The organism is Streptomyces sp. NPDC056486 (genome assembly GCF_042795295.1).
Lineage (GTDB): Bacteria > Actinomycetota > Actinomycetes > Streptomycetales > Streptomycetaceae > Streptomyces.
The window spans coordinates 18,522-33,315 of the sequence record NZ_JBHTSF010000100.1 but is presented as its reverse complement, the minus strand read 5'-3'; the positions used below and the strand labels follow the sequence as shown (position 1 = coordinate 33,315).

General features: G+C 67.7%; 13 protein-coding genes. 12 read left to right on the top strand and 1 reads right to left on the bottom strand.

Features of this window, described 5'->3' with window-relative positions; genetic code table 11:
- Positions 1 to 44 precede the first annotated feature (44 nt).
- Entirely contained in the window at positions 45 to 857 is an 813-nt protein-coding gene (locus tag ACFQ7F_RS31005; RefSeq protein ID WP_383277387.1) for a C40 family peptidase, read from the bottom strand.
- A gap of 1,174 nt (positions 858 to 2,031) precedes the next feature.
- On the opposite strand from ACFQ7F_RS31005, the gene ACFQ7F_RS31000 reads away from it, so the two are divergent.
- Genes ACFQ7F_RS31000 through nuoL form a run of 12 tightly spaced genes read left to right on the top strand, consistent with a single transcriptional unit; the run spans position 2,032 to position 14,790 of the window.
- Positions 2,032 to 2,391, top strand: a complete 360-nt coding sequence (locus tag ACFQ7F_RS31000; protein ID WP_003992243.1) for an NADH-quinone oxidoreductase subunit A — start codon at positions 2,032 to 2,034, stop codon at positions 2,389 to 2,391.
- Between the two features lie 20 nt (positions 2,392 to 2,411).
- Positions 2,412 to 2,966 carry an NADH-quinone oxidoreductase subunit B family protein gene (locus tag ACFQ7F_RS30995; RefSeq protein WP_160506582.1) on the top strand — a complete coding sequence of 185 codons (555 nt, stop codon included), beginning with the start codon at positions 2,412 to 2,414 and terminating at the stop codon, positions 2,964 to 2,966.
- A gap of 20 nt (positions 2,967 to 2,986) precedes the next feature.
- Positions 2,987 to 3,685 carry an NADH-quinone oxidoreductase subunit C gene (locus ACFQ7F_RS30990; protein ID WP_383277393.1) on the top strand — a complete coding sequence of 233 codons (699 nt, stop codon included), beginning with the start codon at positions 2,987 to 2,989 and terminating at the stop codon, positions 3,683 to 3,685.
- On the top strand, positions 3,685 to 5,007 hold the full coding sequence (locus ACFQ7F_RS30985; RefSeq protein ID WP_383277384.1) for an NADH-quinone oxidoreductase subunit D: 1,323 nt from the start codon (positions 3,685 to 3,687) through the stop codon (positions 5,005 to 5,007). The genes ACFQ7F_RS30990 and ACFQ7F_RS30985 overlap by 1 nt, the downstream gene beginning before the upstream one ends.
- Before the next feature lie 41 nt (positions 5,008 to 5,048).
- Positions 5,049 to 5,855, top strand: coding sequence for an NADH-quinone oxidoreductase subunit NuoE (nuoE, locus tag ACFQ7F_RS30980; RefSeq protein WP_383277390.1), 807 nt, complete (start codon positions 5,049 to 5,051; stop codon positions 5,853 to 5,855).
- Positions 5,855 to 7,216, top strand: a complete 1,362-nt coding sequence (gene nuoF / locus ACFQ7F_RS30975) for an NADH-quinone oxidoreductase subunit NuoF (protein WP_383277381.1) — start codon at positions 5,855 to 5,857, stop codon at positions 7,214 to 7,216. Before nuoE ends, nuoF begins: the two co-directional genes overlap by 1 nt.
- Positions 7,213 to 9,726 (top strand): NADH-quinone oxidoreductase subunit G, encoded by a 2,514-nt coding sequence (locus ACFQ7F_RS30970; RefSeq protein WP_383277378.1) that lies wholly within the window; start codon positions 7,213 to 7,215, stop codon positions 9,724 to 9,726. Before nuoF ends, ACFQ7F_RS30970 begins: the two co-directional genes overlap by 4 nt.
- On the top strand, positions 9,726 to 11,099 hold the full coding sequence (gene nuoH, locus ACFQ7F_RS30965) for an NADH-quinone oxidoreductase subunit NuoH (RefSeq protein ID WP_383277374.1): 1,374 nt from the start codon (positions 9,726 to 9,728) through the stop codon (positions 11,097 to 11,099). Before ACFQ7F_RS30970 ends, nuoH begins: the two co-directional genes overlap by 1 nt.
- On the top strand, positions 11,092 to 11,772 hold the full coding sequence (gene nuoI / locus ACFQ7F_RS30960; RefSeq protein ID WP_383277371.1) for an NADH-quinone oxidoreductase subunit NuoI: 681 nt from the start codon (positions 11,092 to 11,094) through the stop codon (positions 11,770 to 11,772). The genes nuoH and nuoI overlap by 8 nt, the downstream gene beginning before the upstream one ends.
- On the top strand, positions 11,769 to 12,584 hold the full coding sequence (locus tag ACFQ7F_RS30955; protein ID WP_383277367.1) for an NADH-quinone oxidoreductase subunit J: 816 nt from the start codon (positions 11,769 to 11,771) through the stop codon (positions 12,582 to 12,584). The genes nuoI and ACFQ7F_RS30955 overlap by 4 nt, the downstream gene beginning before the upstream one ends.
- Positions 12,581 to 12,880, top strand: a complete 300-nt coding sequence (gene nuoK, locus ACFQ7F_RS30950; RefSeq protein ID WP_249588397.1) for an NADH-quinone oxidoreductase subunit NuoK — start codon at positions 12,581 to 12,583, stop codon at positions 12,878 to 12,880. The genes ACFQ7F_RS30955 and nuoK overlap by 4 nt, the downstream gene beginning before the upstream one ends.
- A 14-nt stretch (positions 12,881 to 12,894) precedes the next feature.
- Positions 12,895 to 14,790 carry an NADH-quinone oxidoreductase subunit L gene (gene nuoL / locus ACFQ7F_RS30945; RefSeq protein WP_383277362.1) on the top strand — a complete coding sequence of 632 codons (1,896 nt, stop codon included), beginning with the start codon at positions 12,895 to 12,897 and terminating at the stop codon, positions 14,788 to 14,790.
- Positions 14,791 to 14,794 lie beyond the last annotated feature (4 nt).

The following is a 14,794-nucleotide window of genomic DNA, read 5'->3' as shown; positions in this document are numbered from 1 at the left end:
CCCCGTCGGGGGTTCCCGGCCCTTCTACGTGGCTGTGAGGGGCCTCAGAGGACGCGCACGGCACCGTCGGCGGGGTAGCCCGACAGGTCCTGGATGACAACGCCCTTGCCGGGGTTGGCGGCGTCGAGGTACTGGCCGTTACCGATGTACACACCCACGTGGTACGCGGAGCCCGCGCCACCCCAGTAAAGGATGTCGCCCACCTGGACGTTGTCGAGCGAGACCGGCGTACCGGAGACCGACTGGTCCTGCGAGACGCGCGGGAGGTCCACGCCCGCCTGCTTGAACGCGGCCTGGACGAGGCTGGAGCAGTCCCAGGCGTTGGGTCCTGAAGCACCCATGACGTACGCGTCACCGAGCTGGGCCTTGAGGAAGCCGATGACCGAGCCGACACTGCCGCTGGCCGGGGCGGGCGCATCGGCGGTGGAGGCGCTGGAGCCGGCGGCGCTGAGCGTCGTGCGCTCCGAGGAACGCGAGGCGCGCTCCTCTTCCGCCTTCTTCTTGGCGGCGGCCTCGGCCTTCGCCTTGGCCTCCGCCTTCTTCTTGGCGGCGGCCTGGTCTTCCTTGGCCTGCTTGGCGGCCTTCACGGCGGCCGCGTCCTGCTCGGCGCGGAGCTCGTAGCTGTCGGCGGTCTGCTGGGTGGCATCCGCGGACTGCGCGATCTGCGTGGAGAGGTCAGTGGTGAGCGTCGGCATTTCGATGGTCTCGGTCACCGGCTCGGCTGCGGTCGCCGTGCCAGCTGCCGCGGCCACTGCCAGGGTGCTGAGGACGCCACCGGCAACTCCGGCGCGCAGGGCCTGCTTCGTGGCGCTACGACGGGGCTTCCGGTGGCTGGGTATGTGAGCGGTGTGGGACATGAGAACAACCGCTATCAGGGAGTCAGGGTTCCCATCAAGAAACGTGGGGTGCGCCACAGTTGCCCCCGGCGGCCTCGAATCCCGGGCGTGTCACTTCTTATTGACGCCGTAACGGGCAATGCGGACAGTGGTGATCACGCCTGTGATCATGGGCTTTCTGCGATACGTCCGAATTGCCCGTGGACTACCACCGGTTGAGCCGGTTGGCCAAGCCCGGTTTATTCGCCGACCTGCGCCATGTGGCGCAGGTCACAGGTGTGGCCCTAGGGGATCTCCCTGAGATCCGGCCGAGACCTTTCTGAGATATCCCGAAGAATTCAGGGGTGTTGTCGGTGTGGGGGACCGGTGACGGATCGACGCCGAATCGACGGTGGACCGGCGGTCGGCCGGTGTGGGGTCGGTGCCGATCCCCTCTTGTGGCGACATCTCTCGCGGCGGCTCTCGCGGCGGCTCCCGTGGAGGCCTCGCTTCACCCGCGCACCCCGGCTGTGCGTCGTCGCGTCCCCCGTGTACTCCGGCTGTGCGTCGTCGCGTCCTCCGCGTTCCCCGGTCGTGTGTCGGCCGCGTACCCGTCCGCGTTCCCCGGTCGCGTGTCGATCGCGTACCCGACCGCGTGGCGACCATGCACCGCCCGCGTGCCACCCACGTGCCGACGACCGTGCGCCTGCCCGCTATCGCCACCCCCGTACCGCCGCCCCGCATCGGCACCCCGTACCGCCCCCGTAGCGATCGCGTGCCGACCCCGCCCCGACCGCTCGTGAATCTGTGCACGCGTCATCGGCCGTCCACTTTCATCCACACCTCTCCCGCCAAAGTGTGAACGCGCCGCCACTATCAAGCTGCCGTGTCCAGCGCCAATTTGCCTGCGGCGGCCATCGCTTGATAGGGCGACCCCCTTCCGACCAGGGGTAACTCGCTGAGATGTCACCTCTGGTGATCACTCAGGCGCTTCGCGTATGAAGATCACCGCTCATCCGACTTCATGATCCTTCGTCAGGTGGTGGAGATCACAAAGCCGTTGTCGCACCCCGTGTCGCAGATCACAGACCGGCGGGCATAAGATGCGGGGCAGTTGGGCTTGTGACCTGCTTCACATGTACGCGATCTTCGTGAGTGCGGGCCGCAGTCCAATGCAACCGCCAACAGTCAGTGCCGACTGAGAGGAGCGAGGAGCGTGAATGCCTATGCGCCCATCCTCGTGCTGGGAGCCCTCGGGGCAGGCTTTGCGATCTTCTCCGTGGTCATGGCCACGCTTATCGGTCCAAAGCGGTACAACCGAGCCAAGCTAGAGGCGTATGAGTGCGGTATCGAGCCGACGCCGACTCCGGCCGGCGGCGGGCGATTCCCGATCAAGTACTACCTGACGGCGATGCTCTTCATCGTCTTCGACATCGAGATCGTCTTCCTTTACCCCTGGGCCGTCACCTTCGACGCGCTGGGGATTTTCGGGCTCGTGGAGATGCTGCTCTTCGTGCTCACCGTCTTCGTCGCCTACGCGTACGTATGGCGGCGTGGCGGCCTGGAATGGGACTAAGGGTCTGAGGGGCAAAGAGCATGGGACTCGAAGAGAAACTGCCGAGCGGATTTCTGCTGACCACCGTCGAACAGGCCGCGGGCTGGGTGCGCAAGTCATCCGTCTTCCCCGCGACCTTCGGCCTCGCGTGCTGCGCCATCGAGATGATGACGACGGGGGCCGGGCGCTATGACCTGGCTCGCTTCGGCATGGAGGTCTTCCGCGGTTCACCGCGCCAGGCCGATCTGATGATCGTGGCCGGACGCGTGAGCCAGAAGATGGCGCCGGTCCTGCGGCAGGTCTATGACCAGATGCCCAACCCCAAGTGGGTCATTTCCATGGGGGTTTGCGCTTCATCGGGCGGGATGTTCAACAATTACGCGATTGTGCAGGGTGTGGACCACATCGTCCCTGTTGACATCTATTTGCCCGGCTGTCCGCCACGGCCCGAGATGCTGATGGACGCCATCCTCAAGCTCCACCAGAAGATCCAGGGCGGCAAGCTCGGGGTCAACGCCGAGGAAGCGGCCCGCGAGGCGGAGGAGGCGGCCCTCAAGGCCCTCCCCACCATCGAGATGAAGGGGCTGCTGCGGTGAGCGACGCACCTGATGAGCACGTGAACGGAAACGGCGTCCCGGCCCCCCGCGACGAGGCCGGCAAGGTCATCCGCGTGCGCAAGGGCATGTTCGGCGCCAACAACGGCGGCGACACGTCCGGTTACGGCGGCCTGGTGCGGACAGTCACCCTGCCGGGCGCCACCGCGCGCCCCTACGGCGGCTGGTTCGACGAAGTCGCGGACGAGCTGGAAGGGGCCCTGGAAGAGCAGGGGCTCCTGCCGGAGAACGCGATCGAGAAGACGGTCGTCGACCGCGACGAGCTCACCTTCCACATCGCGCGCGAGCACCTCGTCCGGGTCGCCCAGACCCTGCGCGACGACCCGGCCCTGCGCTTCGAGCTCTGTACGGGCGTCGCGGGGGTGCACTTCCTGGAGGACAAGGGCCGCGAGCTGCACGCCGTCTATCACTTGCGCTCGATCACCCACAACCGCCTGATCCGGCTCGAAGTCAGTGCCCCTGACGCCGATCCGCACGTCCCCTCGCTGGTCGCGGTCTATCCGACGAACGACTGGCACGAGCGCGAGGCGTACGACTTCTTCGGCCTGATCTTCGACGGTCACCCGGCGCTTACGCGGATCATGATGCCGGACGACTGGCAGGGCTTCCCGCAGCGCAAGGACTACCCCCTCGGCGGCATCGCCGTCGAGTACAAGGGCGCCCAGATCCCGGCTCCGGACCAGCGGAGGTCGTACAGCTGATGAGCACGTCACATGCATCCGCGCGCGAAACGACCGAGGGGACTGTATATACAGTCACCGGCGGCGACTGGGACGAGGTCGTCCAGTCCGCCGCCCGGTCCGACGACGAGCGCATCATCGTCAACATGGGTCCGCAGCACCCCTCCACCCATGGTGTGCTCCGGCTCATCCTGGAGATCGAGGGCGAGACCGTCTCCGAGGCCCGCTGCGGCATCGGCTACCTGCACACGGGCATCGAGAAGAACCTCGAGTACCGCACGTGGACGCAGGGCACGACGTTCGTCACGCGCATGGACTATCTGACGCCGTTCTTCAACGAGACGGCGTACTGCCTGGGGGTCGAGAAGCTCCTCGGCATCGAGGACCAGATCCCGGACCGCGCCTCGATCATCCGCGTGCTCCTGATGGAGCTCAACCGACTCTCCTCGCACCTGGTGTGCATCGCCACCGGCGGCATGGAGCTGGGCGCGACGACGATCATGATCTACGGCTTCCGAGATCGTGAACTCGTTCTCGACATCTTCGAGTTGATCACCGGCCTGCGCATGAACCACGCGTACGTGCGGCCCGGCGGGCTCGCCCAGGACCTGCCGCCGGGCGCGGTGGACCAGATGCGCGAGTTCGTGAAGAAGATGCGGAAGAACCTCGGTGAGTACGACAAGCTCGCCACCGGTAACCCCATCTTCAAGGCCCGCATGCAGGACGTCGGCTATCTCGACCTCGCGGGCTGCATGGCTCTGGGCGCCACGGGCCCGGTCCTGCGCTCGGCGGGCCTGCCGCACGACCTGCGCAAGTCGGATCCCTACTGCGGCTACGAGAACTACGAGTTCGACGTGCCGACCGCCGACACCTGCGACTCCTACGGACGCTTCCTGATCCGCCTGGAGGAGATGCGCCAGTCGCTGCGCATCGTCGAGCAGTGCCTGGACCGCCTCGAGCCGGGTCCGGTCATGGTCGGCGACAAGAAGATCGCCTGGCCCGCGCAACTGGCACTCGGTCCGGACGGATTGGGCAACTCGCTCGATCACATCAAGAAGATCATGGGCACCTCCATGGAGGCCCTGATCCACCACTTCAAGCTGGTGACCGAGGGCTTCAGGGTCCCGGCCGGGCAGGCGTACACCGCGGTCGAGTCGCCCAAGGGCGAGCTCGGGGTGCATGTCGTCTCGGACGGCGGCACCCGCCCCTACCGGGTCCACTTCCGTGACCCGTCCTTCACCAACCTGCAGGCCATGGCGGCGATGTGCGAGGGCGGCCAGGTCGCCGACGTCATCGTGGCCGTCGCCTCCATCGACCCCGTGATGGGAGGCGTCGACCGGTGACCACCACTCCTTCCCAGCAGGGTGCGGGCGTCAGCCTGGGCATGCCCCAACTCCCCGCCCCCGACTTCCCGGCCGACGTACGGGCCAGGCTCGACGCGGACGCCAAGGAGGTCATCTCCCGCTACCCGGACTCCCGGTCCGCGCTGCTCCCGCTGCTGCACCTGGTGCAGTCCGAGGAGGGCCACGTCACGCGCACGGGCATGGCCTTCTGTGCGGAGGTGCTCGGCCTGACCACCGCCGAGGTCACCGCGGTCGCGACCTTCTACACGATGTACCGGCGCAAGCCCTCCGGGGACTACCAGGTCGGCGTCTGCACGAACACGTTGTGCGCCGTCATGGGCGGCGACGCGATCTTCGAGCAGCTCCAGGAGCACCTGGGCGTCGGCAACGAAGGGACCACAGAGGACGGCAAGGTCACGCTGGAGCACATCGAGTGCAACGCGGCCTGTGACTTCGCTCCCGTCGTGATGGTCAACTGGGAGTTCTTCGACAATCAGACCCCCGAGACCGCCAAGCAGCTCGTCGACGACCTGCGTGCGGGCGTGCAGGTCGAGCCGACCCGCGGCGCCCCCTTGTGCACGTACAAGGAGACGGCCCGGATTCTGGCGGGCTTCCCGGACGAGCGAGCCGGCGCCGTCGAGGCGAGCGGCGGCGCGGGTCCGGCCTCGCTGATCGGACTGCGCCTGGCCAAGGGCGAGTTGCCCCAGCCGCGCGTGGTCCACCCGCGCACGGGCGGCCCGCAGGACGCGGCGCCCGCCGAGCACCTCAGCTCGCACGACGCACCGCAGGAGACCTCGGCATCCGACCCGGCCCACCCGGCCGGACCGACCGCCGAGGAGGGGGAGTGATGACCTTGGCAGCCGAGATCGACAACGAGACGAGCCCCGAGAAACTGCTCGCGCCGGTTCTTTCGGCGTTCTGGGACGCGGAGAAGTCCTGGACGCTCGACACCTACCGACGGCACGAGGGGTACGAAGGCCTGCGCAAGGCCCTGGCCATGGCGCCGGACGACCTCATCGCGTACGTGAAGGACTCCGGCCTGCGGGGCAGGGGCGGCGCGGGATTCCCCACCGGAATGAAATGGCAGTTCATTCCGCAGGGAGATGGAAAGCCGCACTATCTAGTTGTCAACGCCGACGAATCAGAGCCGGGAACCTGTAAAGACATCCCGCTCCTCTTCGCGAACCCGCATTCCCTCATCGAGGGGATCGTGATCGCCTGCTACGCGATCCGTTCTTCGCATGCCTTCATCTACCTGCGTGGTGAAGTCGTCCCCGTGCTCAGGCGGTTGCACGAGGCCGTGCGTGAGGCGAAAGAGGCGGGATTCCTGGGCGAGAACATCCTGGGCAGCGGACTCGATCTCGAACTCACCGTGCACGCGGGCGCCGGCGCGTACATCTGTGGTGAGGAGACCGCGCTGCTCGACTCGCTCGAAGGCCGCCGTGGCCAGCCGCGACTGCGTCCCCCTTTCCCGGCCGTCGCGGGCCTCTACGCATGCCCCACTGTTGTCAATAACGTCGAATCCATCGCGTCGGTTCCCGCGATCCTGAATCGCGGAAAAGACTGGTTCAAATCGATGGGGAGCGAGAAGTCCCCCGGTTTCACGCTCTATTCGCTGAGCGGCCACGTCACGAGCCCCGGCCAGTACGAGGCCCCGCTCGGCATCACCCTGCGCCAGCTGCTCGACATGAGCGGCGGAATCAGGGCGGGCCACCGGCTCAAGTTCTGGACGCCGGGCGGATCGTCGACGCCGATGTTCACCGACGAGCACCTCGACGTCCCCCTGGACTACGAGGGAGTGGGCGCCGCGGGGTCGATGCTCGGCACGAAGGCGCTCCAGTGCTTCGACGAGACGACCTGCGTCGTGCGGGCGGTCACGCGCTGGACCGAGTTCTACGCCCACGAGTCCTGCGGCAAGTGCACGCCCTGCCGCGAAGGAACGTACTGGCTGGTGCAGTTGCTGCGCGACATCGAGGCCGGCAAGGGCGTCATGTCCGACCTGGACAAGCTGAACGACATCGCCGACAACATCAACGGCAAGTCCTTCTGCGCCCTCGGTGACGGCGCCGCGTCGCCGATCTTCTCCTCGCTCAAGTACTTCCGCGAGGAGTACGAGGAGCACATCACCGGCAAGGGCTGCCCCTTCGACCCGGCCAAGTCGACTCTGTGGGCCGACAGGCCCGCCGCACATTCGGAGGTGAACGCATGACAGTGACCACCAACAGCGCTCCCTCCGGAGGGGGCGAGGCGGCGGTTCCGCCGGAAGATCTCGTGTCGCTGACGATCGACGGCATCGAGATCAGCGTCCCGAAGGGAACGCTGGTGATCCGGGCCGCCGAGCTTCTGGGCATCGAGATCCCCCGGTTCTGTGACCACCCGCTGCTCGACCCGGCGGGCGCCTGTCGCCAGTGCATCGTCGAGGTGGAGGGCCAGCGCAAGCCGATGGCCTCCTGCACCATCACGTGCACCGACGGCATGGTCGTGAAGTCGCAGCTCTCCTCGCCGGTCGCCGAGAAGGCCCAGCGCGGTGTGATGGAGCTGCTCCTCATCAACCACCCGCTGGACTGCCCGGTCTGCGACAAGGGCGGCGAGTGCCCCCTGCAGAACCAGGCGATGCAGGTCGGCGACCCGGACTCCCGCTTCGAGGGCAAGAAGCGGACGTTCGAGAAGCCGGTGCCGATCTCCACTCAGGTGCTTCTCGACCGCGAGCGGTGCGTGCTGTGTGCGCGCTGCACCCGGTTCAGCAATCAGATCGCCGGTGACCCCATGATCGAGCTGCTCGAGCGCGGTGCGCTCCAGCAGGTCGGCACGGGCGAGGGCGACCCCTTCGAGTCGTACTTCTCCGGGAACACCATTCAGATCTGTCCGGTCGGCGCGCTGACGTCGGCGGCGTACCGCTTCCGCTCGCGGCCCTTCGACCTGGTGTCGTCGCCTTCGATCTGCGAGCACTGCGCGGGCGGCTGCGCGACACGCACCGACCACCGGCGCGGCAAGGTCATGCGGCGGCTTGCCGCCGACGACCCGGAGGTCAACGAGGAGTGGCTCTGCGACAAGGGGCGCTTCGGCTTCCGTTACGCGCAGAAGCCGGACCGGCTCACCACGCCGCTGGTGCGCAACTCCGAGACCGGTGAGCTGGAGACGGCCAGTTGGCCCGAGGCTCTCGAAGCCGCGGCCACCGGGCTCGCCGCCGCGCGCGGCCGTGCCGGTGTGCTGACCGGCGGGCGCCTCACCGTGGAGGACGCCTACGCGTACAGCAAGTACGCGCGCGTGGCGCTCGACACGAACGACATCGACTTCCGCGCGCGCGTGCACAGCGCCGAGGAGGCCGACTTCCTCGCCGCGCGCGTCGCGGGCCGGGGCCGGGATCTCGACGGCACCGGAGTCACGTACGCGGAGGTGGAGAAGGCACCCGCCGTCCTGCTCGTCGGACTTGAGTCCGAGGAGGAGGCGCCGGGGGTCTTCCTGCGTCTTCGCAAGGCCTGGCGCAAGCACGGCCAGCGGACCTTCTCCCTCGCGACGCATCAGACGCGCGGCCTGGAGAAGGCGGGCGGCACGCTGCTGCCCGCGGCTCCCGGCACCGAGACGGAGTGGCTCGACGCCCTGGCCGGCGGAGTCGGCCTGGAGGGCGAAGGCGCCAAGGCAGCCGAATCGCTGCGCACTTCGGGTGCGGTGATCGTGGTCGGCGAGCGTCTCGCCGCCGTGCCGGGCGGGCTCACCGCCGCCGTACGGGCCGCGTCCGCGACCGGTGCGCAGCTGGTGTGGATTCCGCGCAGGGCGGGGGAGCGCGGCGCCCTGGAGGCGGGTGCGCTGCCTTCGCTGCTTCCCGGGGGGCGGTCTTCCACCGACCCGCGCGCGCGGGACGAGGTCGCGGCCGCCTGGCGCGTCGCCGAACTCCCGCACCGCCACGGGCGCGACACCGGCCAGATCATCGAGGCCGCGGCGACCGGCGAACTGGGTGCGCTTCTGGTGGCGGGCGTGGAGGTCGCCGACCTTCCCGACCCGGCACGCGCGCGTGAAGCACTCTCCGAGGTCGGGTTCCTGGTCTCGCTGGAACTGCGGCCCAGTGAGGTCACCGAGCACGCCGATGTGGTGTTCCCCGTGGCAGCGGTCGCGGAGAAGCCCGGCACCTTCCTCAACTGGGAGGGCAGGGCGCGGCTGTTCGACGCCGCGCTCAAGCCCGACCACATGACGCGCACGCTGGCTCCGACGGACGCGCGTGTGCTGCACATGCTGGCCGACGCCGGGGACGTACACCTGGGCCTTCCCGACCTGGCCACGGCCCGGCGCGAGCTGGACCAGCTCGGCGGCTGGGACGGACCGCACGCCACCGAGCCACTGGAGACAGCTGCTCAGCCGCCGAGGCCCTCTTCCGGAGAGGCCGTTCTCGCGGGGCACCGGCTGCTGCTCGACCGGGGCCGCCTCCAGGAGGGCGACGAAGCACTTGCCGGTACGCGGCACGCCGCTGTCGCCCGGCTCTCGGCGGCCACCGCGGCCGAGGCGGGCGTGAAGGACGGCGACGTCCTGGCCGTCACGGGGGCCACGGGGGCGACCGAGCTGCCGCTCCAGGTCACCGAGATGCCCGACCGCGTGGTGTGGCTGCCGCTGAACTCGACCGGGGGAGGCGTCACTTCCGACACCGGCGCGCGCCCCGGCGATCTCGTCCGCATCGGCCCGGCGCTCCTGCCGGAGCCTTCTGAGGCCCCGGAGGTGACGTCGTGATGCACACCGTGGTGCCGCTTGCGGCGGAAGACCTGTCCATGTTCGGCACCGACCCGTGGTGGCTGGTCGCCGTCAAGGCGGTCTTCTGCTTCGCCTTCCTGATGGTGACGGTGCTCTTCTCCATCGTGTGGGAGCGCAAGGTCGTCGCCTGGATGCAGCTGCGCATCGGCCCGAACCGGCACGGCCCCTGGGGCATGCTGCAGTCCCTCGCGGACGGCATCAAGCTGATGCTCAAGGAAGACCTGATCGTCAAGCGCGCGGACAAGGTGGTGTACGTCCTCGCGCCGATCATCGCGGCCATCCCGGCCTTCATGGCGATCGCGGTGATCCCCTTCGGTCCCGCGGGCAACGAAGTCTCGATCTTCGGCCAGCGCACGACGATGCAGCTCACCGACCTGCCGATCGCGATGCTCTACATCCTCGCGGTCGCCTCGGTCGGCATCTACGGCATCGTGCTCGCCGGTTGGAGCTCCGGATCCACCTATCCGCTCCTCGGCGGTCTGCGCTCCTGCGCGCAGATGATCTCGTACGAGATCGCGATGGGCGCCGCGTTCGCCTCGGTGTTCCTCTACTCCGGGTCGATGTCGACTTCGGCGATCGTGGAGGCGCAGGCGGACCGGTGGTACGTCCTGCTGCTTCCGGTCTCGTTCCTGATCTACATCGTGACGATGATCGGTGAGACCAACCGCGCCCCGTTCGACATGCCGGAGTCCGAGGGCGACCTCGTCGGTGGCTTCAACACCGAGTACTCCTCGATCAAGTTCGCGCTGTTCATGCTCGCCGAGTACGTCAACATGGTCACCGTCTCGGCGGTCTCGGTCACCCTCTTCCTGGGTGGCTGGCGGGCCCCGTACCCGGTCAGCACCTTCTGGGAGGGCGCGAACCACGGCTGGTGGCCGATGCTCTGGTTCGTGATCAAGGTCCAGCTGTTGCTGTTCTTCTTCATCTGGCTGCGCGGCACGCTGCCACGCGTCCGCTACGACCAGCTGATGAAGCTCGGCTGGAAGGTCCTGATCCCGGTCTCGGTCGTCTGGCTGATGCTCGTGGCGACGGTCAGGGCGATGCGGAACGAGAACTACGACTTCACCTCGATCGCGCTCTATGTGGGCGGCGGAGTCATCGCGCTCCTGTTGCTCTCCGTCGTCGTCGACATCTTCCGCGACAAGCGCGAGAAGGAATCGGCAGCCGAGGAGGAGCCGGTCGCCTTCGACCCGATGGCGGGCGGATTCCCGGTCCCGCCGCTGCCCGGACAGAGCCTGCCGCCCGTACCACGCCGACGCTCGCGCCAGGAGCGGGAGTTGATTGTCAGTGGTGGGTCGGATACTCAAAGTGACGGAACCCGTAGTGACGGAAAGGAGGCGTCCGATGGCTGAGTCGGCTGGGTCGAAGAAAGAGCCACACCAGTCACACCACGAGTCGAACCAATCGCAGCAGGGGTTCCAGAACCCCGTCGCGGGCTTCGGCGTGACCTTCAAGGCCATGTTCAAGAAGCGGCTGACCGAGCAGTATCCGGAGCAGGAGAAGACCACCGCTCCCCGCTTCCACGGCAGGCACCAGCTCAATCGCCATCCGGACGGCCTGGAGAAGTGCATCGGCTGCGAGCTCTGCGCCTGGGCCTGCCCCGCGGACGCGATCTATGTGGAGGGCGCGGACAACACCGAGGAGGAGCGCTACTCCCCGGGCGAGCGCTACGGCCGCGTCTACCAGATCAACTACGCCCGCTGCATCCTGTGCGGCCTGTGCATCGAGGCCTGCCCCACGCGCGCGTTGACGATGACGAACGAGTTCGAGCTGGCCGACAGCAGCCGCGAGAAGCTCATCTTCACCAAGGAGCAGCTGCTCGCCGGCCTGGAGGAAGGCATGGTCGAGTCACCGCACTCGATCTTCCCCGGCACGGATGAGCAGGACTACTACCGCGGTCTGGTGACGGAGGCGGCTCCGGGCACGGTGCCTCAAGTGGCCCTCTCCAAGGGGGAGACGCCCCAGGAGGCCGCTTCCACCTTCGGGGACTCCGAGCCGGCATCGGGTGAGGTGATCAACCGATGACGCAGCTCGCCGCCTACACCACCTCCACCGGTGAGGCCGTCCAGTTCTGGGTGCTCGGCACGGTCGCCGTGATCGGCGCCCTGTGCACGATCCTCATGAAGAAGGCCGTGCACAGCGCGCTCTGTCTCGCCGGGACCATGATCATCTTGGCGATCTTCTACCTCGCCAACGGGGCGTACTTCCTGGGCATCGTCCAGGTCGTCGTCTACACCGGCGCGATCATGATGCTCTTCCTCTTCGTGGTCATGCTCGTCGGCGTCACCGCCGCCGACTCCCTGACGGAGACCATCAAGGGGCAGCGCTGGCTGGCCGGGCTCTGCGGCTTCGGCTTCGCCATCCTGCTCTTCGGGGGCATCGGGAACGCCTCGGTGAACGAATTCACCGGTCTCAGCAAGGCGAACGCCGGCGGCAACGTGCAGGGACTCGCCGAGAGCATCTTCACGAAGTACGTCTTCGCCTTCGAGATCACCGGCGCGCTGCTCATCACCGCCACCGTCGGCGCGATGGTGCTCACCCACCGCGAGCGCACGGAGCGTGCCAAGACGCAGCGCGAGATGTCCGAGGAGCGCGTGCGCTCCAACCACCTGCCGCCGCTGCCCGCCCCCGGTGTCTACGCCCGGCACAACGCCGTGGACGTCGCGGGCCTGCTCCCCGACGGCACCCCCTCGGAGCTCACGGTCAACAAGACGCTGCGTGAGCGCGGTCAGATCCGCGATGTCTCGAACGAGGCGCTGGACGATCTGCGGGCCCTCGAGCAGCGCTCCGAGGACCGTCTCGAGCGGTCCTCCAAGTCCGAGGAGGCGTCGAAGTGAATCCGGTCAACTACCTGTATCTCGCGGCGCTGTTGTTCTCGATCGGCGCCACCGGCGTCCTGATCAGGCGGAACGCGATCGTGGTCTTCATGTGTATCGAGCTGATGCTCAACGCGTGCAACCTCGCCTTTGTCGCCTTCTCCCGGCTGCACGGCAACCTCGACGGCCAGATCATCGCGTTCTTCACGATGGTTGTCGCCGCGGCGGAAGTCGTGGTCGGCCTCGCGATCATCGTGTCGCTGTTCCGCTCCCGTCACTCGGCCTCGGTCGACGACGCCAGCCTGATGAAGCTGTAAGGGGTCGCTGAAAAGTGGAGAACCTGATCGCGCTGCTCGTGGCAGCGCCTCTGCTCGGAGCGGCCGTACTGCTGTGCGGCGGGCGGCGGTTGGACCGTGTCGGCCACTGGCTCGGCACGCTGCTCGCGGCCGCCTCCTTCGTCGTCGGTGCGGTGCTCTTCGTGGACATGCTGGGCAAGGGCGCCGAGGAGCGCTCCCTGTCGCAGCACCTGTTCAGCTGGATCCCCGTGGAGGGATTCCAGGCGGACGTCGCCTTCCAGCTCGACCAGCTGTCGATGACGTTCGTCCTGCTGATCACCGGTGTGGGCACCCTGATCCACATCTACTCCATCGGGTACATGGAGCACGACGAGCGGCGCCGCCGCTTCTTCGGCTATCTGAACCTGTTCCTCGCGGCGATGCTCATCCTGGTCCTCGCCGACAACTACCTCCTCCTGTACGTCGGATGGGAGGGCGTAGGCCTCGCCTCGTACCTCCTGATCGGCTTCTGGCAGCACAAGCCCAGCGCGGCCACCGCCGCGAAGAAGGCCTTCCTGGTCAACAGGGTCGGCGACATGGGCCTGTCGATCGCCATCATGCTGATGTTCACCACCTTCGGGACCTTCGCCTTCGGGCCTGTCCTGGAGGCCACCGGTGAGACGTCGGAGGGCAAGCTGACGGCCATCGGCCTGATGCTCCTTCTCGCGGCGTGCGGCAAGTCGGCCCAGGTGCCGTTGCAGTCCTGGCTCGGCGACGCGATGGAGGGCCCGACCCCGGTCTCGGCCCTGATCCACGCGGCGACGATGGTGACCGCGGGCGTGTACTTGATCGTCCGCTCCGGCGAGATCTTCAACGCCGCACCGGACGCACAGCTGGTCGTCACCGTCGTGGGCGCGGTCACGCTCCTCTTCGGTGCGATCGTCGGTTGCGCGAAGGACGACATCAAGAAGGCCCTCGCCGGGTCGACGATGTCCCAGATCGGGTACATGATCCTGGCCGCGGGCCTCGGCCCCATCGGCTACGTCTTCGCGATCATGCACCTGGTGACGCACGGCTTCTTCAAGGCCGGGCTCTTCCTCGGGGCCGGTTCGGTCATGCACGGCATGAACGAAGAGGTCGACATGAGGAAGTACGGCGGCCTCAGGAAGTACATGCCGGTCACCTTCGTGACCTTCGGGCTCGGCTATCTGGCGATCATCGGCTTCCCCGGTCTGTCCGGCTTCTTCTCCAAGGACAAGATCATCGAGGCGGCGTTCGCCAAGGGCGGCACGGAGGGCTGGATCCTCGGCTCGGTCGCGCTGCTCGGCGCCGCGATCACCGCGTTCTACATGACGCGCGTAATGATCATGACGTTCTTCGGTGAGAAGCGCTGGCAGCCCGACGCGGAAGGCAACGAGCCGCACCCGCACGAGTCGCCGAAGTCCATGACGATCCCGATGATCGTGCTCGCCTTCGGGTCGGTCTTCGCGGGCGGCTTCTTCAGCATCGGCGACCGCTTCATGCACTGGCTGGAGCCGGTGACCCACCACTCCCACGGTGACTCGCCGCTGAGCGCCACCACGGTCACCGGCGCCACCATGGTGGTCCTGGTCATCGGTGTGGCCCTCGCCTACGTCCAGTACGGCCGCAAGTCCGTCCCGGTCACCGCCCCGCGCGGTTCGCTCCTCACCCGGGCGGCCCGGCGCGATCTCCTCCAGGACGACTTCAACCACGTCGTCCTGGTGCGCGGCGGAGAGCACCTCACCCGCTCCCTGGTGTACGTCGACCACACCCTGGTCGACGGAGTCGTCAACGGCACGGCGGCCTCGGTCGGCGGGCTCTCCGGACGGCTGCGCAAGATGCAGAACGGCTATGCCCGCTCCTACGCGGTCTCGATGTTCGGCGGCGTTGCGGTACTCATCGCCGCGACCCTGCTGATGAGGGCGGTCTGATACC